Origin of the sequence: Leucobacter salsicius M1-8, from assembly GCF_000350525.1 — a bacterium.
GTDB classification, from domain to species: Bacteria; Actinomycetota; Actinomycetes; order Actinomycetales; family Microbacteriaceae; genus Leucobacter; species Leucobacter salsicius.
Genome location: NZ_AOCN01000011.1, coordinates 35,707 through 60,179 on the forward strand (window position 1 = coordinate 35,707; position 24,473 = coordinate 60,179).

The 24,473-nt window shown below is 60.1% G+C and carries 18 protein-coding genes, 3 rRNA genes and 1 riboswitch; of the genes, 6 read left to right on the forward strand and 15 right to left on the reverse strand.

Translation table 11 applies throughout. The annotated features are described in order from the left end of the window. Nucleotides 1-13: 13 nt before the first annotated feature. The 7 genes from C795_RS15115 to C795_RS0103920 form a co-directional block, all read right to left on the reverse strand. Nucleotides 14-706 carry an SOS response-associated peptidase gene (locus C795_RS15115; protein WP_083879125.1) on the reverse strand — a complete coding sequence of 231 codons (693 nt, stop codon included), beginning with the start codon at nt 704-706 and terminating at the stop codon, nt 14-16. 60 nt (nt 707-766) lie between these two features. Continuing rightward, a complete protein-coding gene (locus tag C795_RS0103895; protein WP_017792451.1) occupies nt 767-1,222 on the reverse strand; it encodes a DUF3817 domain-containing protein in 456 nt (151 codons plus the stop codon). A gap of 164 nt (nt 1,223-1,386) precedes the next feature. Further along, nucleotides 1,387-1,503: ribosomal RNA gene (rrf, locus tag C795_RS0103900) — 5S ribosomal RNA — on the reverse strand. A 142-nt stretch (nt 1,504-1,645) separates the two neighbouring features. Beyond that, a 23S ribosomal RNA gene (locus C795_RS0103905) occupies nt 1,646-4,749 on the reverse strand. Between the two features lie 417 nt (nt 4,750-5,166). Next, nucleotides 5,167-6,692, reverse strand: a 16S ribosomal RNA gene (locus C795_RS15120). The 16S, 23S and 5S rRNA genes sit together here, the layout of an rRNA operon. Nucleotides 6,693-7,216: 524 nt before the next feature. Then, complete coding sequence (locus C795_RS0103915; protein WP_017792452.1) at nt 7,217-7,897, reverse strand: response regulator; 681 nt, start codon at nt 7,895-7,897, stop codon at nt 7,217-7,219. Beyond that, a complete protein-coding gene (locus C795_RS0103920) occupies nt 7,894-9,276 on the reverse strand; it encodes a sensor histidine kinase (RefSeq protein WP_017792453.1) in 1,383 nt (460 codons plus the stop codon). Before C795_RS0103920 ends, C795_RS0103915 begins: the two co-directional genes overlap by 4 nt. Before the next feature lie 108 nt (nt 9,277-9,384). On the opposite strand from C795_RS0103920, the gene C795_RS15125 reads away from it, so the two are divergent. Both C795_RS15125 and C795_RS0103930 read left to right on the forward strand, forming a co-directional pair. Next, the gene (locus C795_RS15125) at nt 9,385-9,942 is read left to right on the forward strand and encodes a hypothetical protein (protein WP_198008426.1); all 558 of its coding nucleotides are present in this window, start codon (nt 9,385-9,387) and stop codon (nt 9,940-9,942) included. Then, complete coding sequence (locus tag C795_RS0103930; protein ID WP_232225427.1) at nt 9,929-10,432, forward strand: carboxymuconolactone decarboxylase family protein; 504 nt, start codon at nt 9,929-9,931, stop codon at nt 10,430-10,432. Before C795_RS15125 ends, C795_RS0103930 begins: the two co-directional genes overlap by 14 nt. A gap of 60 nt (nt 10,433-10,492) precedes the next feature. Here C795_RS0103930 and C795_RS0103935 read toward each other — a convergent pair whose 3' ends face one another. Further along, nucleotides 10,493-11,905 (reverse strand): DUF2130 domain-containing protein, encoded by a 1,413-nt coding sequence (locus C795_RS0103935; protein WP_017792456.1) that lies wholly within the window; start codon nt 11,903-11,905, stop codon nt 10,493-10,495. A gap of 325 nt (nt 11,906-12,230) precedes the next feature. On the opposite strand from C795_RS0103935, the gene C795_RS16495 reads away from it, so the two are divergent. After that, entirely contained in the window at nt 12,231-14,429 is a 2,199-nt protein-coding gene (locus tag C795_RS16495; protein ID WP_083879126.1) for a putative Ig domain-containing protein, read from the forward strand. Between the two features lie 63 nt (nt 14,430-14,492). Here C795_RS16495 and C795_RS16820 read toward each other — a convergent pair whose 3' ends face one another. From C795_RS16820 to C795_RS17525, 6 genes are all read right to left on the reverse strand, one after another. Continuing rightward, entirely contained in the window at nt 14,493-15,026 is a 534-nt protein-coding gene (locus C795_RS16820) for a DUF1801 domain-containing protein (protein ID WP_017792458.1), read from the reverse strand. 51 nt (nt 15,027-15,077) lie between these two features. Next, nucleotides 15,078-15,195: riboswitch (SAM riboswitch) on the forward strand. A gap of 91 nt (nt 15,196-15,286) precedes the next feature. Next, nucleotides 15,287-15,655, reverse strand: coding sequence for a rhodanese-like domain-containing protein (locus tag C795_RS0103950; protein ID WP_026139434.1), 369 nt, complete (start codon nt 15,653-15,655; stop codon nt 15,287-15,289). A 57-nt stretch (nt 15,656-15,712) separates the two neighbouring features. Beyond that, nucleotides 15,713-16,240 (reverse strand): DUF4395 domain-containing protein, encoded by a 528-nt coding sequence (locus tag C795_RS0103955; protein WP_051053753.1) that lies wholly within the window; start codon nt 16,238-16,240, stop codon nt 15,713-15,715. Between the two features lie 7 nt (nt 16,241-16,247). Beyond that, nucleotides 16,248-17,666, reverse strand: a complete 1,419-nt coding sequence (locus C795_RS0103960) for an MBL fold metallo-hydrolase (protein WP_017792461.1) — start codon at nt 17,664-17,666, stop codon at nt 16,248-16,250. 195 nt (nt 17,667-17,861) lie between these two features. Further along, nucleotides 17,862-18,236 (reverse strand): thioredoxin, encoded by a 375-nt coding sequence (trxA, locus tag C795_RS0103965; RefSeq protein WP_017792462.1) that lies wholly within the window; start codon nt 18,234-18,236, stop codon nt 17,862-17,864. A 33-nt stretch (nt 18,237-18,269) separates the two neighbouring features. Then, nucleotides 18,270-18,458 (reverse strand): hypothetical protein, encoded by a 189-nt coding sequence (locus tag C795_RS17525; RefSeq protein WP_017792463.1) that lies wholly within the window; start codon nt 18,456-18,458, stop codon nt 18,270-18,272. A gap of 318 nt (nt 18,459-18,776) precedes the next feature. Here C795_RS17525 and C795_RS0103975 point away from each other — a divergent pair, with 318 nt between their 5' ends. The 3 genes from C795_RS0103975 (at nt 18,777) to C795_RS15140 (ending at nt 23,098) form a co-directional block, all read left to right on the forward strand. Then, entirely contained in the window at nt 18,777-19,718 is a 942-nt protein-coding gene (locus C795_RS0103975; RefSeq protein ID WP_157486950.1) for a class I SAM-dependent methyltransferase, read from the forward strand. A gap of 90 nt (nt 19,719-19,808) precedes the next feature. Then, on the forward strand, nt 19,809-21,167 hold the full coding sequence (locus tag C795_RS0103980; RefSeq protein ID WP_017792465.1) for a DUF262 domain-containing protein: 1,359 nt from the start codon (nt 19,809-19,811) through the stop codon (nt 21,165-21,167). After that, nucleotides 21,164-23,098 (forward strand): DUF262 domain-containing protein, encoded by a 1,935-nt coding sequence (locus tag C795_RS15140; RefSeq protein WP_017792466.1) that lies wholly within the window; start codon nt 21,164-21,166, stop codon nt 23,096-23,098. The genes C795_RS0103980 and C795_RS15140 overlap by 4 nt, the downstream gene beginning before the upstream one ends. 500 nt (nt 23,099-23,598) lie before the next feature. On the opposite strand, the gene C795_RS15145 is transcribed toward C795_RS15140, so the two are convergent. Beyond that, nucleotides 23,599-24,473: IS256 family transposase (locus C795_RS15145; protein WP_017792467.1), on the reverse strand; the 875-nt coding region annotated here is incomplete at its 5' end.

A 24,473-nucleotide genomic window follows, 5' to 3' on the forward strand; every position in this document is an offset into this window, starting at 1 on the left:
GGCACAACAATAGCTACGCCGGCGCCAGCAACTCAGGCCCATCGCCGCGTAGCGGCCTCACGGCATGGATGCGCAGACCCTCAGCGATCGTGGTGGCGCGCTCAACCGCGGCATTGATAAGGCGCTGGTCGCCGTTCGGGAGCGGATCCAGCCACTCGGCCGTGAGCTCGGGGGCAAGGAACACCGGCATACGGTCGTGAATCTCGGCCATCTTGCCCGTTGACGGGCTGGTCAGGATTGTGGCCGTCAAATGCCACTCCCCATTTGGCCCGCTCTCGGGGGCCCGCCACCAGCTGTAGAGCCCTGCGAGCGTCAGCACCGGATCCGGCCCATGAATCGCGTGAGGCACGCGGGCACCCTGGGGGCCGCTCCACTCGTAAAACCCGGTGACGGGAATGGCGCAGCGACCGTGCTGCACCGCGGCCTTGAAGCTGGGCTTGGTCGCCGCTGTCTCTGCCCTGGCGTTAAACGTCGGAAACTTGGGCTTCAGTTCCTTCGCCCACGGTGGCAGCAACGACCAGTACGCCGTTTGGAAGTGCTTGTCGCCCGTCAGCGGGTCGGTTGCCGCGATCGGGATCTGCTGGGTGGGTGCGATGTTCCAGCTGGAGTGTGCTCCCGTGGGAGCGCTCTTGATCCAGCTGGCGAGCGCGGAGCCACCCGCGACGCTCATGATTTCTTCATAGTCCACGAACACTCTGCCGCACATGCCCAAAGACTACGCCCCGCCCCCGACAACAGTCGGGGGCGGGGCGAGAAGACTTGTGGGCTAGCCGCGAGGCACGGGCGGGCCGAGGATCAGGAGCACGGTGAACACGAGGCTCACGAGCGCAACCAGGATGATGACCGAGAGCAGCAGGTGGCGCAGGATCCATGCCTGCACGTGTTCAACGAAGCCCTGCGGCGCGTCACCGCCCGGCGCCAGTCGCCAGCCGCCGTCGAGCAGCCCCTTGCGGTCCGTGACGATCTCGAAGGGGAGCGTCGCGAAGGGAATGATCGCGAGGACGAGGCCGAGAGTGCCGTGGCCAAATCGCCACTTCTGGTTAACCCACACGAAGACGGTGGAGACGCAGTAGCTCAGGAAGACGAAGCCGTGCAGACCGCCGGCGATGGGCATGAGCGCGTCCGTCACGCCAACGCCGCGCAGAATAATGGCGGTGATCAGACCGGCCCAGGTAAAGACCTCTGCGATAGCGAATGTGCGGAAGAGAATGCGCGGTGTCATGGGTTCAAGGCTATCTGGGCAACCTTAGAAACCCGAGGTCAGAGCCCTCATCCTTTTGGTTGATCTTACGCCCCGGGATGATCGCATCGGCCTTCGGCTCAACGCGTTTTGGGCATAAAAAAGGGGGCTGGTTCACAATTGTGAACCAACCCCCACTAAAAGGTGTCCGGCGGTGACCTACTCTCCCACACCCTCCCGAGTGCAGTACCATCGGCGCAGTCAGTCTTAGCTTCCGGGTTCGGAATGTGACCGGGCGTTTCCCTGACGCTATAACCACCGTAACTCTATCAACATCACCAGCCACCCCAACTCCCCGTACAGGAGTCTTCTGGGTGTGGCCGTCCGTTGGGAACCACAAAGTAGACGCGAACATCGTTACATACAGAATCTATAACTTACATCCCCCAACCCAAAGGTGGGGGTGAAATCAAACCATCGGCTTATTAGTACCAGTCAGCTCCACACGTTACCATGCTTCCACATCTGGCCTATCAACCCAGTAATCTACTGGGAGCCTCACACACTCGAAAGTGTACGGAAATCTCATCTTGAGGCCGGCTTCCCGCTTAGATGCTTTCAGCGGTTATCCATCCCAAACGTAGCCAACCAGCCATGCCCTTGGCAGAACAACTGGCACACCAGAGGTCTGTCCAACCCGGTCCTCTCGTACTAGGGTCAGATCCTCTCAAATTTCCAACGCGCGCAGAGGATAGGGACCGAACTGTCTCACGACGTTCTAAACCCAGCTCGCGTACCGCTTTAATGGGCGAACAGCCCAACCCTTGGGACCAACTCCAGCCCCAGGATGCGACGAGCCGACATCGAGGTGCCAAACCATGCCGTCGATATGGACTCTTGGGCAAGATCAGCCTGTTATCCCCGAGGTACCTTTATCCGTTGAGCGACAGCGCTTCCACAAGCCACTGCCGGATCACTAGTCCCGACTTTCGTCCCTGCTCGACCTGTCAGTCTCACAGTCAAGCTCCCTTGTGCACTTACACTCGCCACCTGATTGCCAACCAGGTTGAGGGAACCTTTGGGCGCCTCCGTTACATTTTAGGAGGCAACCGCCCCAGTTAAACTACCCACCAGGCACTGTCCCAGAACCCGATCAGGGTCCATAGTTAGATATCCAATATGACCAGAGTGGTATTTCAACAACGACTCCACCATAACTAGCGTCACAGCTTCACAGTCTCCCACCTATCCTACACAAGCCACACCGAACACCAATACCAAGCTGTAGTAAAGGTCACGGGGTCTTTCCGTCCTTCTGCGCGTAACGAGCATCTTTACTCGTATTGCAATTTCGCCGAGTTCACGGTGGAGACAGCTGGGGAATCGTTACGCCATTCGTGCAGGTCGGAACTTACCCGACAAGGAATTTCGCTACCTTAGGATGGTTATAGTTACCACCGCCGTTTACTGGGGCTTAAATTCAAAGCTTCGACCGAAGTCTAACCTCTCCTCTTAACCTTCCAGCACCGGGCAGGCGTCAGTCCGTATACGTCCACTTGCGTGTTAGCACGGACCTGTGTTTTTAGTAAACAGTCGTTCCCCACTGGTCTCTGCGGCCACCACACCCTTTCGGAGCAAGTCCTAATAAGTGGATGGCCCCCCTTCTCCCGAAGTTACGGGGGCATTTTGCCGAGTTCCTTCACCATGATTATCTCGATCTCCTGAGTATTCTCTACCTGACCACCTGAGTCGGTTTGGGGTACGGGCAACAGTAAACCTCGCGTCGATGCTTTTCTTGGCAGCATAGGATCACCTGCTTCCCCAAACGGGTCCGCATCGTGTCTCAACCTATATGAGTGACGGATTTGCCTATCACTCGGCCTACACACTTACACCGGGACAACCATCGCCCGGCACAGGCTACCTTCCTGCGTCACACCTCACGCTCACCACCCGAGTCTGGGTTCGCAGCCGCCACCCACACATCACCCGAAGGATCCACGTGAATCTTGGTTTGCTTAGCACTACTCGTTAGGCCTTTGACGGTTTACCGCCGGTACGGGAATATCAACCCGTTGTCCATCGACTACGCCTGTCGGCCTCGCCTTAGGTCCCGACTTACCCAGGGAAGATTAGCTTGACCCTGGAACCCTTGGTCTTCCGGAGGACGGGTTTCTCACCCGTCTTTCGCTACTCATGCCTGCATTCTCACTCGTGTAGCATCCACGGCTGGATCACTCCGCCGCTTCACTCGCCACACGACGCTCTCCTACCCATCCAACGGACTGAACCACGAAGGCTTGTCTATACGTTAAATGCCACAACTTCGGTGGCGTGCTTGAGCCCCGTTACATTGTCGGCGCGGAATCACTTGACCAGTGAGCTATTACGCACTCTTTCAAGGGTGGCTGCTTCTAAGCCAACCTCCTGGTTGTCACAGCAACTCCACATCCTTTTCCACTTAGCACGCGCTTTGGGACCTTAGATGGTGATCTGGGTTGTTTCCCTCTCGACTATGAAGCTTATCCCCCACAGTCTCACTGCTGCGCTCTCACTTACCGGCATTCGGAGTTTAGCTGACGTCAGTAACCTTGTAGGGCCCATCGGCCATCCAGTAGCTCTACCTCCGGTAAGAAACACGCAACGCTGCACCTAAATGCATTTCGGAGAGAACCAGCTATCACGAAGTTTGATTGGCCTTTCACCCCTATCCACAGCTCATCCCCTCAGTTTTCAACCTAAGTGGGTTCGGTCCTCCACGCGCTCTTACACGCGCTTCAACCTGGCCATGGATAGATCACTTCGCTTCGGGTCTAGGACATGCGACTGAATCGCCCTATTCAGACTCGCTTTCGCTACGGCTACCCCACACGGGTTAACCTCGCCACATATCGCTAACTCGCAGGCTCATTCTTCAAAAGGCACGCCATCACCCCTACAAGGAGGCTCTGACGGATTGTAAGCAAACGGTTTCAGGTACTATTTCACTCCCCTCCCGGGGTACTTTTCACCTTTCCCTCACGGTACTAGTCCGCTATCGGTCATCTGGAAGTATTTAGGCTTATCAGGTGGTCCTGACAGATTCACACGGGATTTCTCGGGCCCCGTGCTACTTGGGATACACACCACGCGGTAAAACCATTTCGGATACGGGACTCTCACCCACTCCGGTCCGCCGTTCCAAGCGGTTCTCCTATAGCTTCACTCTCACGTCGAAGACACGGCAGTATCTTCAGGCATGTCCCACAACCCGACCATGCAACCCCTGCCGGGTATCACACATGACCGGTTTAGCCTCTTCCGGGTTCGCTCGCCACTACTACCGGAATCACTATTGTTTTCTCTTCCTGGGGGTACTGAGATGTTTCACTTCCCCCCGTTCCCTCTACCCGCCCTATATATTCAGGCGGGAGTCACCAGGTACGCACGCGCCCTGGCGGGGTTTCCCCATTCGGAAATCCTCGGATCACAGCCCGTTTATCGGCTCCTCGAGGCTTATCGCAGATTACTACGTCCTTCTTCGGCTCCAGATGCCAAGGCATCCACCGTTTGCTCTTAAAGATTTGAAATCACATAAGTATCAGAAAATCACACCAGCAAGCTGATGCGACCAATGAAAATAAATAAAGTATCAACAACAACCACAAGAGCTGTTGTTAGATGCTCGCGTCCACTGTGTAGTTCTCAACGTACGGTCGATCCCACCCCCACAACCAACACGTGCTGTGAGCGCAGGCCCGAAAACTCAGTCACCCACACACTCGAAAGCATGTAGCCGGCTGGGCCTTCAGGACCCAATAGTATGCACCATCTCAAACACTGCCATCAACCCCCACGCTTTCCGACCATCCCAAAGGACAATGTACTCACACAGAAACCAACACCAGCACTCCACTGTCAAATGTTCCACCCATGAGCACCCAGTAAGAAACATTCGTTCTTAATCTGGGCAATCTGCGCGACCATAGGTCACGAGTGCTCCTTAGAAAGGAGGTGATCCAGCCGCACCTTCCGGTACGGCTACCTTGTTACGACTTAGTCCTAATCACCAGTCCCACCTTCGACAGCTCCCTCCCTTACGGGTTAGGCCACCGGCTTCGGGTGTTACCGACTTTCATGACTTGACGGGCGGTGTGTACAAGGCCCGGGAACGTATTCACCGCAGCGTTGCTGATCTGCGATTACTAGCGACTCCGACTTCATGGGGTCGAGTTGCAGACCCCAATCCGAACTGAGACCGGCTTTTTGGGATTCGCTCCACCTCGCGGTATCGCAGCCCATTGTACCGGCCATTGTAGCATGCGTGAAGCCCAAGACATAAGGGGCATGATGATTTGACGTCATCCCCACCTTCCTCCGTGTTGACCACGGCAGTATCCCATGAGTTCCCACCATAACGTGCTGGCAACATAGGACGAGGGTTGCGCTCGTTGCCGGACTTAACCGAACATCTCACGACACGAGCTGACGACAACCATGCACCACCTGTATAGAAGTGTCCAAAGAGTTGACGATCTCTCGCCCGTTCTTCTATATGTCAAGCCTTGGTAAGGTTCTTCGCGTTGCATCGAATTAATCCGCATGCTCCGCCGCTTGTGCGGGCCCCCGTCAATTCCTTTGAGTTTTAGCCTTGCGGCCGTACTCCCCAGGCGGGGAACTTAATGCGTTAGCTACGACACAGAACCCGTGGAACAGGCCCTACATCTAGTTCCCAACGTTTACGGCATGGACTACCAGGGTATCTAATCCTGTTCGCTCCCCATGCTTTCGCTCCTCAGCGTCAGTAGCGGCCCAGAGATCTGCCTTCGCCATCGGTGTTCCTCCTGATATCTGCGCATTCCACCGCTACACCAGGAATTCCAATCTCCCCTACCGCACTCTAGCCTGCCCGTACCCACTGCAAGCCCGAGGTTGAGCCTCGGGTTTTCACAGCAGACGCGACAAGCCGCCTACGAGCTCTTTACGCCCAATAATTCCGGACAACGCTTGCACCCTACGTATTACCGCGGCTGCTGGCACGTAGTTAGCCGGTGCTTTTTCTGCAGGTACCGTCACTTGCGCTTCTTCCCTACTAAAAGAGGTTTACAACCCGAAGGCCGTCATCCCTCACGCGGCGTTGCTGCATCAGGCTTGCGCCCATTGTGCAATATTCCCCACTGCTGCCTCCCGTAGGAGTCTGGGCCGTGTCTCAGTCCCAGTGTGGCCGGTCACCCTCTCAGGCCGGCTACCCGTCGTCGCCTTGGTGAGCCATTACCTCACCAACAAGCTGATAGGCCGCGAGTCCATCCACCACCGATAAATCTTTCCCACAACAGGCCATGCGGCCATTGTGCATATCCAGTATTAGACACCGTTTCCAGTGCTTATCCCAGAGTGATGGGCAGGTTACTCACGTGTTACTCACCCGTTCGCCACTCATCCACCCCAGCAAGCTGGGGCTTCAGCGTTCGACTTGCATGTGTTAAGCACGCCGCCAGCGTTCGTCCTGAGCCAGGATCAAACTCTCCGTAAAAAATTACATGCACAACCCATCACCGGAATAAGGCAACGAGCGTGCGAGTTCAACCTGACAAAAACGAACATCATTACTGACGTTCATATATATTTGTCCAAAAGGAATCGCCATCAACCAGACCACAAGGATCCAGCGACGGGATATAAAATTGGCATTTGACATTTCAAGTGCACACTATTGAGTTCTCAAGGACCAGACATCCCCCGTACCAGCCAAAGCCTTCCGAAAGACAACTTGTCTAATCTACCACACTTTCGAGTGGTGTTTACCGCAAGCTAATGTAGCCGGCCCGCCCTGCGGCCCGGCTTCGTTGCGGCGACAAGAGATAACATTACGCAGTTGTCGGGGCGAGGGCAAACCCGGGCGGTATCCGTGGCGTGTCGCGCAGGTAAACGGCATGATTACGCCAATTCCCTCAAATGGTCCTTGCCAGAAGGTTCTCGCCCCCAGCCCCAGCGGCCCGAGGTGTACCCCCGAAACCTCCTGCCCAGATCTCCAGACACCAGCCCGATGCTGATGCTTCAGAGCATGGAGGCAAGGCCCGCGAGCTGCACCCGCGAAGCTACCCCGCTCTTGGCGTAGAGCGACCCAACGTGCGTCTTCACGGTTGTCACGCTCACACCCAGCACATCTGCGATTGCCTGATTGCTTAATCCCTGTGCCAGGAGGGTCAGCACCTCGCGTTCTCGGGAGGTGAGGGAGTCGGCAGCGGCGAACGCGCTCGCTGCGCTGGCCGCCGCGGCGCCAGTAGCCCTCGCCGCCGGAGCGGGCCGGTTCGTGGTCAACGCACGTTCGATGAGGCCGCTGGCAATTGCAGGATCGATCACGCGCCGGTCTGCCATGACGTGGCGGATACTCTGCAGCATCTCGGTGCCGCTCACACTCTTGAGGAGATACCCGTGAGCGCCGGCAGCGAGTGCTTGCATCACGAGTTCGTCGGAGTCGAAGGTGGTGAGCACAATGACTCGGGTGCTGGTCTCAGCCGTGATGCGTTCGGTGGCCCAGATTCCATCAGTGCCCGGCATGCGGAGGTCGATGAACGCAATATCGGGGCGGTGCTCGTGGCATGCGACGACCGCCGCGAAGCCGTTCTCGGCTTCAGCAACAACCTCAATGCAGGGATCGGCGCCGAGTATGGCGGTGACTCCGCTTCTCACGGCTTCGTGGTCGTCAGCGACGAGGATGCGAATCGGGTCGGTCATGCGTGTCCCCCTGCGTTCGCGGTGCTGCTGTGGATCTCGAAGCCTGGGTTGGTTTCGCTCGTCTGGCCGGGCAGGGTCATGGTGGCGACCCAGGTGTTCTGGTGCGCGGCGTCACCACTCGCTGAAGGCCCACTCTCGAGTTGGCCGCCCGCCAGGCTCAGCATCATGCCCGCGCTGCGCAAGCCCAACTGGGTGCCCTGCGCGATGGGGCCGCCGGACTCGGTGTTGTTGCTGATCGCGAAGCGCGCGCCGGCGGGCGCTTCGGTGATGCTGAACTCGATATCGCCCACACCGTGCTTTGCCGCGTTGGCGACGAGTTCGCGGAGCACCCGCAGCGCTGAGGTCTGGGTGGCGGCAGAGCTGGCTGCGAGCCGGGACGTGGCCCGTTCGAATGATCCGGCGCACCAACGGAGCTCGCGCCCCTCGGGGAGTAAGCTGCCGAGCGACTCGAGGTCGGCCGCGATTTCTTGGGAGACCGCGGGCGGCCGCATGCCGCCGTCGCCAAAACGGCTCCGACCGGCATCGCTCCCGTGTTCGAGCGCATCACGGCCGGCTTTGTCGAGATCAATGGTCGCTGTGAGCACCTCGATGAGTGCCCGCAGTTCCCGGTGCGCGGCGTCCGTGCCCTGCTTGGCACGCTCCAAGCTCGCCACGATGGCAGCGCCCTGAGCAGTGTCTTGAGCAGCGCCTTGCCCAGCGGGGCGATCGGGATCCGGATCCGCGTTCCCTCGCGCGACCCGCAGCTTCGCAGCCTCGACGTGCAGCCCGGCAACCGCGATGTGGTTCGCGACCAGGTCGTGGAGATCGTGGGCGATGCGTTCGCGCATCTCGCTCGTCTGCTGGGCGTGCGCCTGCATCAGCGCGACGCGGGTGCGCGACCGCTCGCTGCGCACCGCCCAACCCCAGGCCGCCGACACGAAGATGATGAGCGCAAACTGCACGGCGACCGTCGGCACCGTGGCGCTGTGCGGCGAAACCACGAGGAGGGCGATGGCGAGGAGGCCTGCGGCGGCGAGCGCGGCCCACAGGGCGATGCGCAGCCCGCGGTCGCTGCCGTATTTCACCGCGGCGTAGACAAGGTCGGAGAGCACCAGCACGACGCCGAGGCTGCCGCCGAACGCGAGATCGACCGCAGCGATCGAGGCGCCCAGCCCGAGCGCGAGGAACGGGCGGGTTGAGCGCAGGAGGGCGACGGCGGAGATCGCGAACAGTGCGATCAGGTACACGGTGCCGTCGGTGCGAAACAGGGCGAAGTCGTTCCACAGACGTATGCCCGTGAGTTGCAGGGCCGCGAGGCCGACCAGCAGCCAGACGCCCGCGACCACCGCGTCACGGGTGCGCGGGTGCGCGTTCAGCTGCTCCCATTTGCCCGCGACCATGGCTCTCATCCTGGCAGATGCGGCACCCCGACGCCCTCATCCGTTCGGAGGAGACCGGCTGGCCCGACGCACGATGTGCGCGGCGCGCTCCCCGTGCAGGCTGGGCCCATGAGCATCATTGTTTTCGGCATCATCGCGTGCGAGATTGGGTTCTGGGTCGTGTTGTTCGCAGGCCTCGCGGCACGCTACCTGCTGCAGCTGCGGCGCCTGTCGAGTGTGCTGCTCCTGTCGGTACCCGTGCTGGACGTGCTGCTACTCGCCCTCATCTCGTGGGATCTGCTCGCGAACGGCGCCACGGCCGAGTTCGCGCACGGGCTCGGCGCGGTCTACCTCGGGTTCACCGTCGCGTTCGGCCACCAGATCATCACGCGCATCGACGCGCACTTCGCGCACCGCTTCGCCGGCGCGCCCGCGCCTGCCTCGGTCCCCAAGACCGGGCCGGTACGAGTGCGCTACGAGTGGAGTCAGTTTGTACGCGTGCTCGTGGCCGCGGCGATCGCGTGCGCGGTGCTCGGCGGCATCATGCTGCTCGTCAACGACCCAGCTCGCACCGAGGAGCTGGCGAAGTGGTTTGGCCGGGTGGGACTCATTGCGGCGATCTGGTTCGTGACGGGGCCGGTGTGGGCCGCGGGTGAGCTACTCACGAAGCCTCGTGAGCGCGTGTAGCCGCAAGGCAATGATCCGGATCGCGCTGCCCTCGATCGCAATGCACCATACCGGCGAGATCGCGGCCCTGCTAGCGTCGGATGGACCCCAAATCGCCAAGGTACGTGAGAAGGACATCGTGAGTTTCAACAGGGACAAGGGCAACAAGTTCGTCGAGGCGACGCAGTCTCCCGAGGGCGCTGCGGCATGGAAACATCAGCTCGATCAGTATGCGCCAGGCGCCTCCGATTGGGTCGTGGGAGCCGTGTTTGGCGGCACCTACCAGCGCGAGGGCCTCGAGCTGCGGGACCGCCAGATGCTCAACATGGCGGCGCTTGCTGCGATGGGCGGCACCGAACCGCAGCTCACGGGGCACATCAAGACCGCGGTAGACGTCGCGGGTATGACCCGCGAGGAAGTCGCGGAGTGCTTCGTGCACCTCATGCCGTACATCGGTATTCCGAAGGTACTCGCGGCGATGCGGTGCATGGAAGCCGCGTTCGGCGAGTAATGCAGTGGGAGTAGCCGGCTGAGGGCGGGCCCGGATCGTTGATCCGGGCCCGCCCTCCGCTTATTCGCTCAGTTCCCCTGCGGAGTCTGCCGCAATCTCGGCGAACTTCGCGGTCATCGTCGGGTTGCCGCGCGTGAGTTTCTTGATCGTGAGATCGTCGGCCTTGTCGTTTGCGAGCCGCAGGTTGTTGGCCGACTTGTGGAGCGCCTGCTTGACCTTCTCGAGGTCCTTGATGGACTCGTCGATTCGTTTGACGGCCTCCTCGAACCCTTCGGAGGCCAGCCGCCAGTTACGACCGAACGCGCTCTTAAACGCCTCGAGGTTGTCCTCGAAGTCGGTGATGTCGATGTTCTGCGCCTTCACCTGCGCCAGCTCCGTCTTGTACTGCAGCGCGCTCATGGCGGCATTGCGCAGCAGCATGATCATCTGAATGAAGAACTGCGGCCGCACGACGAACATTTTCGGGTAGCGGTGCGAGACGTCGACGATGCCGGTGTTGTAGAGCTCATTCTCGGGCTCCAGCAGCGACACCAAGATCGCGTACTCGCAGCCCTTCTCATTGCGGTCCTTGTCGAGCTCCTTGAAGAAGTCCTCGTTCTTCTTCTTGGTGGCTGTCGTATCGTTCTCGTTCTTCATCTCGAACATGATCGAGACGATCTCGGTGCCCGCGGCGTCGAGATCGCGGAAAATGTAGTCGCCCTTGCTGCCGGTGCTGGCGTCGTTGTCTTTCTCGAAGTAGGCGAGCGGAAACGCGGTGGCCCGCAGCCTGTTGAACTCGATCTCGCAGTGCTGTTCGAGCGTCTCGCCCACCATCTTGGTGGACAGCTTCGCCTTCATGTCGCGCAGTCGCTCGATCGCGTCGTCGCGGTCTTTGAGCTGTGTCTCGTACTTGTCTTTCAGGGACGTCTCGGCGAGCTCCTTCTCGAGCGCGGCCCGTTCGAGGCTGTTTTTGAGCTCGTCGCGCTGCTTTTCGACCGCGCCGACGGCCTTCGTCAGTTCAACCTGCTGGGCCAGTTCGATCGATGCGAGCTGCGCTTTGAGAGATTGTGTCTCTGCCGCGCTTGCCGCCTTGACCTTCTGCAGCTCGGCCTCGAGCTTGGACTCGGCGAGCTCGGTGGCGGTCTGCTGCGCTTGCTTCGCAGTGGCTATCTCGTTGAGCAGCGCATCGCGCTCCTTTTCGAGTGCGCCGAGCGCCTCGGCGACCGCCAGCTTTTGGTCTGTTGCGCCGGCCTCGAGCTTGGCCTGTAGCGCCTGGTTCTCGGCGTCTTTCGCGGCGAGCTGCTGCTGCATCTCGTTGGCCGCCTGGGCTGCCGCGAGCTCGAGCGCGTTGCGCTTGTCTTGGGCGGCGAGCTCGAGCCGCTCGTGCAGCTGCTGCTCAAACTCGCTGTCGCGCACCTGCTTCACGATGTCGGCGTAGCCGGCCTCGTCGACGGTGAACGTTTTGCCGCAGTGCGGGCATTTGATCTCGTTCATGGTGAAACCTCTCTCATACTCACTAGCGACCCGGCACTCCGCGTCACGGAAACTCTGCCAACGTGCGACCGCCCATTCGTGACTTCGCCACTGTTGCCCGACCTAGTCAGCGTAGCGAGGCACGAGACACATCTGTTAGCGCCTTTCGGCCCGTCTAGCTGCAGCCATACCTGACCGTGCGGGAGGAAGTTAGTCACTAATGACCACGTCGACACCCACGAGATCAGTAGACTTTGACTAAAATAACACTGAGACCATCAGGCGACCTCGGATTCGCCCCGCGCGCATTCATGCAGCGCGGAGACCAGATGGCACAAGACAGGCATTGGTACAACAAGTGGGCTCAAAGAGCATTCGCAAACGCGGCTTAATACTTCTGGGCAGCGGCTTACTTGCCGCAACGCTCGCGTTCGCCCCCGGCGCTGCGGGCGCTGGCACGGCAGCCTGGGCGGCTCCCCAGTCGACAGCACCCCCCGAGTATGTGGCACTCGGCGATTCCTATGCGGTCGGGCTCGACTTAGGCACAGTCGTGGGCACGATCCCAGGTTGCGGGCAGACTGCCGCGAGCTACCCCCGTCAGCTTGCGCTCGCGCTCGGCCTGGACCTCACCGACGTAACCTGCAGCGGGGCCACGACCGCGAACATCCTTACCGTCCCTCAAGTGACAACTAATGGCACAAACCCGATTCAGTTGGATGCCCTGAGCGCCAGCACTGACATTGTCACCGTCACGATCGGCGGCAATGACCTTGGTTTCGCCGGCATCATTCAGAAATGCCTAGCCGGCAGCGAAACCGGCCCACTGTTGTTTACACCCACGTTAGACAACTGCAAATCGCACTACACCCAGGGCGGAAGTGACTCGCTCGCCGCGGCAGTCGCGGGCCCCGTGACGTCGTCACTGGTCGATACTCTTGCAAAGATTCGACTACTCGCACCCAACGCAAAAGTCTTTGTCGTGGGCTACCCCGCCCTAATGCCAGGCCTCACGCACGTCCCACCAACCGGGTGCTTCACCCCCTTCGCTAGCGCCCCCTATACGTTCCCCTTCACTGGCATTGACGTCGCCTACTTGCACGGCATTCAGGTGCAGCTCGATACCGCAATGTCAACAACGGCGGATGCCGCCGGTGCCACCTTCGTGCCAACGCTCGCGCCCACCCTCGCAAATTCACCGTGCGCAAACAACGTGCATACGGTCGTTAACGGCGTCTCACTTACTCCTGGGGCCATGCACCCAAATACGAGTGGGGCCCGACTCATGTCAGACCAGACGACCACTGCGATTCAGGCAGTACTCGCCGCGCCCACCATCAGCCCCACAGCGACAAGCTTCAGCTTGCGCGCTGGCACCCCCGCGTCACTTAGCTTCACGGCAGAAGGATTTCCTCAACCCAAGCTGACCACCACCGGGCAACTGCCTGCAGGCTTGAGCTTTGACAGCACGACCGGCATCCTCAGCGGAACCCCCACCGCTCCAGGCACCTCGACGTTCTCACTCACTGCAACGAATGGCGTCGGCTCGGTAACTGAGCCATACACTGTGCTGGTAGATCAGACCCCGGTGATCACTTCGGCCGCTCCTCCCGGAGCCGCCACCGTTGGCACGTCGTACTCGTTCACCGTGACCGCATCTGGCTTCCCCACCCCCACCATGGCGGTTACCGGCAAGCTACCCGACGGGCTACAGTTTGACCCTGCGACCGGCAAGATCAGCGGCACCCCCACGGCCGCAGGCAGCTTCAGCTTTGGCGTCTCCGCCACAAATAGTGCCGGGACTGCGACCTCCCCTGCATACTCAATTCAGGTCGCTCCCAAGAGCGTCGCCCCGGTGATCACCTCAGGCAACCCGCCCGCGGCGACGCTCGGCAGCAAATACTCATTCACAGTGAAGGCCACCGGTTACCCGACCCCCACGTTGGCCCTCACCGGCAAGCTACCCGACGGGCTGCAGTTTGACCCTGCGACCGGCAAGATCAGCGGCACCCCCACGGCCGCAGGGACCTTCAGCTTTGGCGTGACCGCCACGAACTCGGCGGGCTCTGCTACCTCCCCCTCCTATTCAATCGAGGTTAAGCCGGCCGACATCGCCCCCGTAATCACCTCTGCGAACCCGCCCGCGGCGACGCTCGGGAGCAAGTACTCATTCACGGTCAAGGCCACCGGCACCCCGGCCCCCACCTTCGCGGTTAGCTCAGGTACCCTACCCAAGGGACTCACGCTCGACCCCGCGACCGGCAAGATCAGCGGCACACCAACTGCGGCCGGTCAGTTCAAGTTCACCATCGCGGCAAGCAACAACGTCGGCCCCGCCGCGACCGTCCAGTTCACGATCACAGTCGCAAATTCCGCTGTCGAACCGCCCACCCCGGCCAAGCCCGAAAAGGTCACCCCGGGCACCTCACCCAAGCCAAACCTCGCAACAACGGGCGCAGGCTCGCTGCTCCCGCTAGGCATCGGTGGTGGCATCGCGCTGCTGGCTGGGGCGGGTCTGCTCCTAACCCGGCGCACCGCAAAGCGCTAAGCGCTAAGTAGGCACGCTCATCACTGAGGGCGGTGCTGCGGCAGAAATGCCGCAGCACCGCCCTCAGCTGTTTTCGCGCCCCTCGAGATCCTCGAGAAATCTCGCGCCGCTCGCACGCATGATCCGGATCGCCTTCGGCCCGACCCCGTGCAGCGCAAGCAATTCTCGTTCTGAATGGGTGCCCAGCTCACTCATGCGGGTGACGCCGATCGCGCCGAGGGCGGTGCGCGCAGGGCGCCCGATCTGCGGGAGCTCGTCAGCGACGGTGTCGACACGATGTGAAATCACGCGCGCGATGAGATCGGTCGGCAGCGGTTCAGCGAGCGGCAGCTGCACCGACCCCTTGCCCTGCGCATAGCGGGCAAACTCTGGGGCGAACGCCTCGTGACCGACCGGCGTGGCGTAGAGGCCAATGTGTTTCTGAAATCCACCGAAGTAGATGAGCGGGTGGCCGTTGAGCTTGTACCCGATGAGGCCGTAGTTCATTGCCTCGACCGCCCCGGGGCACCGCTCGCGCACAAGGCGTTGCAACAGTTCGAGACGCCGCTTTGTCTCGTCTGGGAACTGGTCGAGATACGCCTGCACTTCTTCGGACATGTGGGCAGCTTAGTCCGCTCGCCAAAAATTGTCTGCTACAGCCATCCTCACGTTCAAGAGTCGTGACCGTAGGCACCTGGCCGCTGACGCGACAACCCGAATCCATCGATTCCCGGGTGTCCCCGGGAAAGAACGGGCTTCATGAAACCTCATGCAGCAAGCATCGAGGGGGGCTTCGCCCCCACAAGGACGCGCTTGGCGCGAAGGCGTTCAATCCATTGGACGTACGCCACTAAGAGATAGGTCCGCGACGGGGGCAGCTACCGAACGACCTCGATGCCGGTTGCAGCAGCTGCCTGCTCCAGCGAACCAAGGTTCGTCACTTTCGTAAAGCCGGCCTGCTCCATGAGCTTGATGGCTTGCCCCGCTCGGTTACCCGATCGGCAGTACACAACATACTCAGCCTCAGGATCGAGCGTCGGGATCGCGGCCGCAACTTCGCCTGCATTGAAATCGAGCAGCTCTGCACCCTCAAGGTGCCCGCCAGCGTACTCGTCTGCCGTGCGCACATCGAGCACGATGGTGTCGGCGGCCACTTCGACACTGCTCGCGGCCGGGCCCGTGGTGCAGGCAGAGAGAGTGAGTGCGACCGCGACCGCAGAGAGGCCGGCGAGAATCATTCGACGCATGAGTGTTATTCCTTCGTATTGTGGTGAAGCTCGGGCGCAGTGCGCCCGGTCCTAGTTCTAATGTTCGTGTGGAAGCTCGCAGGTGCCGCCCGGGCAGTAGCGAGGTGCGGTGCGTCCAAACCGGGCCTGGAGCGCACAGCCGACGCAGATGCCAAATGCGGTCTCGAGAAACAAGAAGCTCAGGCAGATGCTGCAGAGCGCAAGCGTCAGCCAGAGCGGGGCCGCGAACAGCCCCATCGTCGAGCATGAGACGACTGCCAACCCGAACCCCAGCCACCAAGCAAACGCCTTCTGCTCGGACCCCACCCACTCTGGCCGCTGCCGCCGCACAGCGAGGCGCCCGAGTGCAAGGGTGGGTGACCACCGGTCACCCACCAGCACCCGAATAAGCATGTCCATCATGAAGAACAGGCCGAACGGCTGCATCGGTTGGGTGGATCCGGCAGCTACCGCCGCTGCCATCGCGGCACCGCCCGCAAGAAACAGGATTCCCGCCGCGGCGCGCACCGCGCGCTCGTTGATGACGGGCACCTCATACCCGGGCACGTACTGCCCAATCTGTGGGCGCTCGTCAGTTTGAGTCACAGGGCGACTAGCCGCGAACAGGCACGCTGCCGGGCAGTGCGGCCCATGCCAGGTAGCTGCCGTCGAGTTCTGTGACATCGTAACCCTCTCGACGCAGCGCGCTAGCTGCGACCGAGTTACGCACGCCGCTCTGGCAGTAGGTAACGATCGTGCCGGCAGACGGGGCTGGAAGCTGGTCGAGGCTCCAGAGCACGCGGCCGCCCGAGAGCTGCTCGGCGCCGGGCAGGTGCCCGCCAGCGTACTCAGTCTTATTGCGCACATCGAGCAGCAGCACGCGCTCGACACTCTCGAGCGCGGCCGGATCCACGAGCGCCGGGCGCACGAGCTCAAGTCCGTCCAGCGACGTGATGTAACCACGCACCGTGTCGATGCCGACACGCACGAGGTGGTCGCGCATTGCTTGTGCTTCGTCAAGAGACTCCGCAAGCAACACGATTGGGCGCTGCTCAACTTCGGGATTCACGACCCAGGCGCCGTAGCTCGCCGCCTTCGCGACACCCGGAATGTTCAGCGAGCGAGACACCGTGCCCTCGTGCACCTGAGAGTTATGCCTGGTGTCGACCAGGATCACGCTGTCGTCGGCCAGCAGCGGGCGCAACTCATCAGCGGTGAACTCTGTGAGCGCCGCGTTCTCACCGAGCAGGGCCGGGCCGACCTTGTTCTGCAGTTTCATGCGACCGAAGTAGGCGTGCGCATCGGGCTGCCCGTTCAGCAGCTCATCCACGAACCCCTGCATATCGTCGTTCTTCAGGTACTTGCCCCACCACGAGAAGTTGCGCTCGTAGCCCACGGTCGTTGCCGCAATCGCTCCGAGTGCCTTGCCGCACGCCGAGCCCGAGCCGTGTGCGGGGTGCACCTGCACGTAGTCGGGCAGAGTGAGAAACTGGTCGCGCAGGCTTGCGAAGAGTTGTTCGGCCCCAGCAAAGCGCGTGTCGACAAAGCCAGCCGCCTCGTCGAGCAGGTCTGGGCGACCCAAGTCACCGACAAACACGAAGTCACCCGTGAGCATGAAGCCCGGCTCGGCCGACTGAGCGCCATCGGTCACAAGGAATGACATGTGCTCAGGGGTGTGACCAGGGGTGTGGATTGCTTCGATCGAAATGTTGCCGAGCGTGATCGTGTGGCCGTGCTTCATGCGCACCGCGTCGTCAAAGTCGGCGCCGTAGGTCCAGTCGGGCCCGCCCTCATCTGACACGTACATGGTGGCGCCGGTCGCGGCCGCGAGCTCTCGGGTGCCCGAGAGATAGTCGGCGTGGATGTGGGTCTCGGTCACGGCGACGATCCGCATGCCCTGTTTAGCCGCGAGACTCAGGTACACGTCGATGTCGCGACGCGGGTCGACAACAATGGCTTCGCCCTTTGCCTGGCAGCCAATGAAATAGCTCGCCTGCGCAAGGTCTTCGTCATAGATTCGTTCAAGCAGCACTGTTACTCCTAGGGTGCTTCGATGCCAGCGGGCGTGGGCTAGTTGCAGCTGCAGCGATCGGCTACAGCTACGCCTTCGAGTGCTTCTTCAATGTGACCGCCGCAGCCAGCCCAGGTTGGCTTGCCGCAGTTGGAGCAGGTAATTCGTGCGCACATGGTGGTTCTTCTTTCAGTAAAAGTGGATCAGTGATTCGAGTTAGTTGGTCTTTGCGGCCGCTTTGTCGGCGACCTGTGTGCGCACGTCGTCCATGTCGAGGTCGCGCGCGCCCTGGATGAGCTGGTCGAGCTGTGGGGCCGCGAGTGCGCCCGGCTGCGAATAGACGAGGATGCCATCACGAAAGACCATGAGCGTGGGGATCGAGGTGATCTGGAAGCCAGCCGCGAGCTGCTGCTCGGCTTCGGTGTCGACCTTGCCAAACACGATGTCGGGGTGCGCCTCTGAGGCCCGCTCGAAAACCGGCGCAAAGTTGCGGCACGGCCCGCACCAGGCGGCCCAGAAATCGACAAAGACGATGCCGTCTGACTTCGCGACGCTTTCGAAGGTGTCGAGGGTGAGATCAGTAGTAGCCATGTGTTTTCCTTGCCTTTGTGTGTCTCGGGGTGCTTACCGGCCGAAGAGCCGCGCGAAGAATCCCCCGCCGCGGTTCTCTTTCGCTGCGGCGATTTCTGACGGTGAGTGTTTGCCGTTGCACCAGTCTGAAGCGGGCACGCTCATCTTCACCATGGCCACGTGCTGGCCGCAGCCAGCCCACGTGGTTTTGTTGCACGTACGGCACTTGGTCGCTCTGCACATCGTGTGGTTCCTTTCCTCGCGACCCATAGGCCGATACCCCAGGGGGTATATTTTCGTTATCGGCAACTATACCCCATGGGGTATCCGTTTCGTCAAGTCCCTCACGGAAAGAGGTTTACGCAATGGGCCTGTTGTACCCAAAGCCACACGGTCAAGAACGAGGATTTGTCACGGTAGCTTCGGCCGAAGGGAGCGTGGCCGTGGCTCGCCTGGGCGAGTCGTTCGACGCTGTGCCGCTGACCCATGGGCGAAGTTCGTTTGTCGGTGGCTCCCGGCATCATGTCCATCGACTGATCTCATATTCGGAACCGGAGATGAATGAATATGAATGCTTTGAGGACGCCCACCGTCGCGCTCGGTGACGTTGCGCCAATAACTGACGTTGATCTGAACTGGTGGATCGACAAGATCCACACGCTCGATTGGGTGTTCGCGGTTACATACGCTGACGGCGCTCCACACGAGTACGTCTGCGACCGCACGGAGGGCATGGACATTGATGACTTCGAGCGAGCATCGCGCGTTATCCAGACATTCGGAGAACCTCAAAGATTCTACAAACGCACACGAACTTACCTCGTCCACGACGGATGGAAATACTGGACCATGGACGACGACCATAGAAAAGTCACGCTTGTTAATCGTGGCCGCTCACACCACAACTATGGGGTTCAGAACGCCCCCAAAACTCGATCGGCTGCCACTACAGCGTACGATCCGATTGCAACCTATTGGGATGAGTGCTTCAGCCTGAGCAATGAAGAGAGCAAGGGCTTCACCGCGCTTGTTGACAGCGCAACCGGCGGCTTCCGAAAGTGCCGCACTTTGGATTTGGGGGCAGGCACTGGAACTGCGCTCGACCTTGGCCTCACAGATTCGTTCCGCTTGACCGCAATCGACCCCTCGGGTCCGATGCTCAACGTGCTAGTAGCAAAGCATCCTCTCGTTGCTCGCGTCGAAGCCATGACATTCCGAACCGCCCGCGAACATCGCGTCCTTGGCGGCACCAAATTTGACTTGGTTCTCGCTCTCGGCGGGGCTGGCTCCTACCTGAGCAAGACGGAATGGGACGAGCTTCCAAAGCATGCCAAAGGTCGATACGTCATGTCAGTTTTTGCCGAGGGCGAGGCTCCCGTCACCCAGGATCTGAGCACCGACGATCTTCTTCAGGCACGCTCCAACGTAAGGTCTTTTGCCTCGGAGCATAACGGACTCATCCACCGCGTCGGGCGATTCGAAGTCCTTGTGGCCCATGGGTGAACCTTCGCCCAGAGTTGATCGCCTACAGAGATCTGACTGCGCTCACCTAACATTAGATTCGGTACAGCTTGTCAATCGGAAAGAAGACGCATGACTATTAAGGTCGATGACCTCAAACCGGTCACAGTGGGTGAGCTTCTCGCCCAAGACCTTCGTATCCCGCTGTATCAGCGTCCTTACCGTTGGCGACTGGAAACAGCTCAGGCGCTTCTGAACGATATCTGGGGCGCATGGCGGCAGGATCGAGCCAGTCAATATGCGCTTGGGTCAGTGATCCTCTACACGGCTCCCAACGGTGAACGTCATGTCGTAGATGGCCAGCAGCGGCTACTCAGCCTACAACTCCTGGTGAAGCGCCTCCGCGGAGACCGCAGCAGCCTCGATGACGTGACTATTGACGAGCAGACTCCTCAAATCGTTCGCGTGCATCACCACATGCGCGCATGGGTGAATACGGCTATTCCGGCAGGCGATCGAGCTGACCTGCTGAGCTTCATTCAAGAAAACTGCGCACTAGTGCAGGTCGTCACTGATGATGAGGACGAGGCCTTCCGGTTTTTTGATTCTCAAAACTTCCGCGGAAAACCACTGAAGCCGCACGACTTGCTCAAAGCCCACCATTTGCGCGCATTGGGCCGGGTCCGACCCGTTGTTCGAACGACAATAGTGCAGGAATGGGAATCAGTTGATGACTATGAATTGGAGCACCTTTTCAGCCGCTATCTCTACAGAATCGCCAAGTGGAGCCGTGGTCGTCCAGCCTCACGCGACTTCGGCATCGAAGAACTCGGGCTTTTCAAAGGAATCGACGCCGGATCGGGCTCCACGACTTCGACGCCGGCACAGGGTTATCACCTCTCGGTGCAGCGATCCGGCGCTGCGGCACTTGGGAGCGCTGCGTTCGTGCCTTCGGTTCGGGCTTTGCTTGATCCTGCAGCCCTGCGAGCACGTTTCCAAGTAGACGCGCCAATTATCGCGGGCAGCGACTTCTTCGCGCGAGTAGGTTTCCTCATGGAGGAGCAACGGACCCTACAGAAGCTCTTGAATGAACAAGAGTCACGCTCACAGTTCACTCGCGGGGCACGCCATCGGTACGTCACGGAGCTGTTCCTCGCCGCCATGCTGTACTGGACGAACAAGTTCTATCGCGGCGACCTCGCCACAGCTGACCCCGAATCCGACCCCGATCTGAAACCCGCTTGGGATCGTCTCTTCATTTGGGCGTACGGGTTGCGGCTCGAGCGCCTCCGGGTTACCTGGCAGTCGGTGAATCTGCATGCCACCCGTGATTCGCTCGGTGACGGCAAAGAAGGCCTCTTCGCCACTCTCCATGAGAGCCTCTCCGGGGATGAACTCAATAGGCTATTGATTTCTTTACCCCCTATTCCAGTGGACCGAGACAAGGAGTTGTCGCAACTACTGCGCAAGATCGAAGGAAGTGCAGCATGACACACGGTGGAGTCCAGGCAACAGCCCAGACGGTTCGGCAGCTGCTCACCGCGAGTCATTATGAGGTACCGGTGTACCAACGAAACTATGCGTGGGGTGAAGAGGAGATCCGCCAACTCATCGATGACCTCATCGATGCTGCGACTGATGACGAAATCAGTGAGTACTTCCTCGGCAACATCGTTGTCTCAACGGTGGCACACAATGGCAGTTCAAAATACTTCCTAATCGACGGCCAACAGAGGCTCACAACACTTCACATCCTGTTCACCTATTTGATCGCCAAAGGCACCCACCCTGACCTCCAAATCAACCGGCTCCTATTCGAATCGAGACCGCGCGCGGAAGAGGCGCTTGCAACGCTCGCCAACGGTGGTTCGGCTGAAGTTGGGGACCCCGGCATTCTTAACGGATACCGGATTATTGAGCAGTACCCCGAGAGCACCACACTTCTGAACCACCTCGATTTCATACTCGACAACGTTCTCGTCGCGCGACTTGAGCTTCCCGAGAGCACTGACCTCAACAGGTACTTCGAGGTCATTAACACTCGAGGTGAACAGCTGCAACAGCAGGACATCGTCAAAGCTCGTATGATGGCCGCACTCGGTTCCGACACCAAGCGCACCACTTTTGCCTGGGTGTGGGACGCGTGTGCATTGATGGACACGTACGTGCAGATCGCGCTTGCTCCCGGAAACACCTCTCTTCGGGCCGAGCTCTTCGGTGAGAACTGGCACACACTCAACGTCAAGTCGTTCGAGTCGCTCACCCCGTTTTGCCCATCGTTGAGTGACGTCATCGAGTCTGGCCCAACAACTCCAACTCTCGATGACGCAATTCTGGGCTATGCCAATGCGGACCAAATAGATCCTGATGATCGCACCGAGGGTGAACGATTCAGCTCAATCATTCAATTTCCCGTGTTTCTCCTCCATGTACTCCGAGTTGTGGAAGGCAAGGCAGTTGATGAAACCGAGACGGCACTCGACGACAAGCGGTTGATCAAACGCTTCACGGACTACCTTCGCTCCGGTGATCCAGCCACTCGCACTGAAGAGTTTGCGCTCGCCCTTCTCCGGTGCCGTCTCCTCTTCGACTCCCTCATACTCAAGCGCGAGTTCACAATGGCGAGCGGTGATGACGGCATTTGGTCACTCAAACGCGTCGTCAAAGGCGAGAATCGTTCTCGCCGGACGATCACTCACGTGCCACGATATATCGGGTCATTTCCTTTCGACAGCGACGGCGGAGCCGAAGGTGAAGCAACCGATGACAGCGCGATCTCTAAGCGGATTCGTCTCATTGAAGCAGCGTTGCGTGTCACGTATACGTCACCGCGAACGATGCACTGGATCACTCAACTTCTTGACTTTGCGTACCACGCTGAGATTCTAGGAAACCTTCGGGCTGACGATGTGCTTCAACTCTTGGAGCAATACGCGCTCAGCAAGTTGGCGCCTCACTTTCGAGACGCCCAGCTTCTGTCCACCGGATTCGACATTCCACGCATCGCCTTTACTTACCTGGACTATTTACTTGCCTGTCGTTCAGGTGATCTTGATTTCCAGTTCACGTTCCGAAATTCTGTGGAGCATTTCTATCCGCAGTCGCCGGACGCTGAGATTATTCGCGCCTACGGCGTGCTCGAGGTCCCCGCCTCCAGGGATCTCTTTGGCAATCTCGCGCTCCTCACGGTGAGGGATAACTCTAAGTTCACTAACCTCCCTCCATATGTAAAGTCAGACAGCGCGCGCATTGTCGAGCAGAGCCCCAAGCTCGTCCTGATGGCAAAGACCGCAAAGCGCTCCCCCCGATCTTGGGATAGCGATGCTATACATGCTCATCACAGGGAGATGGTTTCGCTGCTCTGGAATGAGATTCACCAACACCAGACGCAGGAGGGCGAAGGCTTGCATCTGTTCGGCTGACTTGGCCTGTATGTCGTTCCGACCTTCACCCAAGGATGTGATGTCTCAAGGTGGTATCCAAGTCGGACCTGGAACTGGAACTTGGCCATATTGCGACCGGCTGGACTGCATGAGGGCTCAATGCTGCATGGTGAAAGCGACGCGACGCATTCTTCGCGTTCGAGAAGCGCGCGCGCGTTGTGAAAACTCGGGGAGAGCCGAACTGGAGCTTGCTGGCGGCTTCGCCGGCAAGACGGAGAGGAACGGTCGCTAGTCAGGACCGTTGATAAGTATCCCTGCGACACTGAGCAAAAGGAGCGTCGCCCACATACCCAGCACCTCTCGGGACCTCTCGGGACCTCTCACACAGGTCACAGCCTCCATCACGGTCGCGTAAACACGCAAACGCCCCGGACCCGCAATGCGCGGGTCCGGGGCGTGGGCTAGATACCGATGAGGTCTGCGGACAAGGTCAAGTCCCGTGGAGTGGTGTAACGAACATTCTTCGAGAATGAGCTTGGCTACGCAGTCAACGTGAGGGGTAGTTCCACAGCCACCTCCTCAGCAACGTTGTCCGTGATGAGGCGAACCCTGCAACGAGCCAACACCTCGAGTCCGAGGTATCGGCGGCCCTCCGCCCACTCGTCAGATTGCTCTGCCAGGACCGCTCCAACGAGCCGGGTGATCGCGTCTCGATTCGGGAAAATACCGACAACGTCAGTGCGACGTCTGATTTCTTTGTTGAGACGTTCGTTGGGATTGTTCGACCAGATCTGCTGCCACACATCTTTCGGGAACGCCGTGAATGCGAGGATATCGGCGCGGGCAGCATCGAGATGATCGTGCACGCCAGGCAGTTTCTCGCCGACGTAGTCCAGGAGCCGGTCGAACTGTGCCTCGACAGCTGCAACGTCGGGCTGGTCATAGACGGAATGCAGCATTGCTTTCACGGCAGGCCACATCTGCTTCGGGCAGGCCGACATGAGGTTCGCGGCGTAGTGGGTGCGGCAACGCTGCCAACTGGTGCCGGGAAAGTTGGCCCGCATGGCCTCGACCAGGCCAGCGTGTGCGTCTGACGTGATGAGCTGCACTCCGGTCAGTCCTCTCGCGACGAGGTCCGCGAAGAACATGTTCCACGCCGCCCCGGTCTCGCTCGTCGCGACCTGCATGCCGAGCACTTCACGATGCCCATCGGCGTTGACGCCGGTCGCGACGAGCACGACCGTGTTGATCACTCGCCCGCCCTCACGTACTTTCATGGTGAGGGCGTCACACGCGACGAACGTGAACGGGCCGGCATCGCTGAGCGGTCGGGTGCGGAACTCGGTGACGTGTTCGTCGAGATCAGTGGCCATGCGAGAGACCTGCGATTTCGACAGTGAGTGAATGCCGAGCG

Bases quoted from the DNA above. Each gene is read 5' to 3' on its own strand.
- C795_RS15115 (WP_083879125.1), bottom strand. From the start codon at position 706: ATGTGCGGCAGAGTGTTCGTGGACTATGAAGAAATCATGAGCGTCGCG.
- C795_RS0103895 (WP_017792451.1), bottom strand. From the start codon at position 1,222: ATGACACCGCGCATTCTCTTCCGCACATTCGCTATCGCAGAGGTCTTT.
- C795_RS0103915 (WP_017792452.1), bottom strand. From the start codon at position 7,897: ATGACCGACCCGATTCGCATCCTCGTCGCTGACGACCACGAAGCCGTG.
- C795_RS0103920 (WP_017792453.1), bottom strand. From the start codon at position 9,276: ATGGTCGCGGGCAAATGGGAGCAGCTGAACGCGCACCCGCGCACCCGT.
- C795_RS15125 (WP_198008426.1), top strand. From the start codon at position 9,385: ATGAGCATCATTGTTTTCGGCATCATCGCGTGCGAGATTGGGTTCTGG.
- C795_RS0103935 (WP_017792456.1), bottom strand. From the start codon at position 11,905: ATGAACGAGATCAAATGCCCGCACTGCGGCAAAACGTTCACCGTCGAC.
- C795_RS16820 (WP_017792458.1), bottom strand. From the start codon at position 15,026: ATGTCCGAAGAAGTGCAGGCGTATCTCGACCAGTTCCCAGACGAGACA.
- C795_RS0103950 (WP_026139434.1), bottom strand. From the start codon at position 15,655: ATGCGTCGAATGATTCTCGCCGGCCTCTCTGCGGTCGCGGTCGCACTC.
- trxA (WP_017792462.1), bottom strand. From the start codon at position 18,236: ATGGCTACTACTGATCTCACCCTCGACACCTTCGAAAGCGTCGCGAAG.
- C795_RS17525 (WP_017792463.1), bottom strand. From the start codon at position 18,458: ATGTGCAGAGCGACCAAGTGCCGTACGTGCAACAAAACCACGTGGGCT.
- C795_RS0103975 (WP_157486950.1), top strand. From the start codon at position 18,777: ATGAATATGAATGCTTTGAGGACGCCCACCGTCGCGCTCGGTGACGTT.
- C795_RS0103980 (WP_017792465.1), top strand. From the start codon at position 19,809: ATGACTATTAAGGTCGATGACCTCAAACCGGTCACAGTGGGTGAGCTT.
- C795_RS15140 (WP_017792466.1), top strand. From the start codon at position 21,164: ATGACACACGGTGGAGTCCAGGCAACAGCCCAGACGGTTCGGCAGCTG.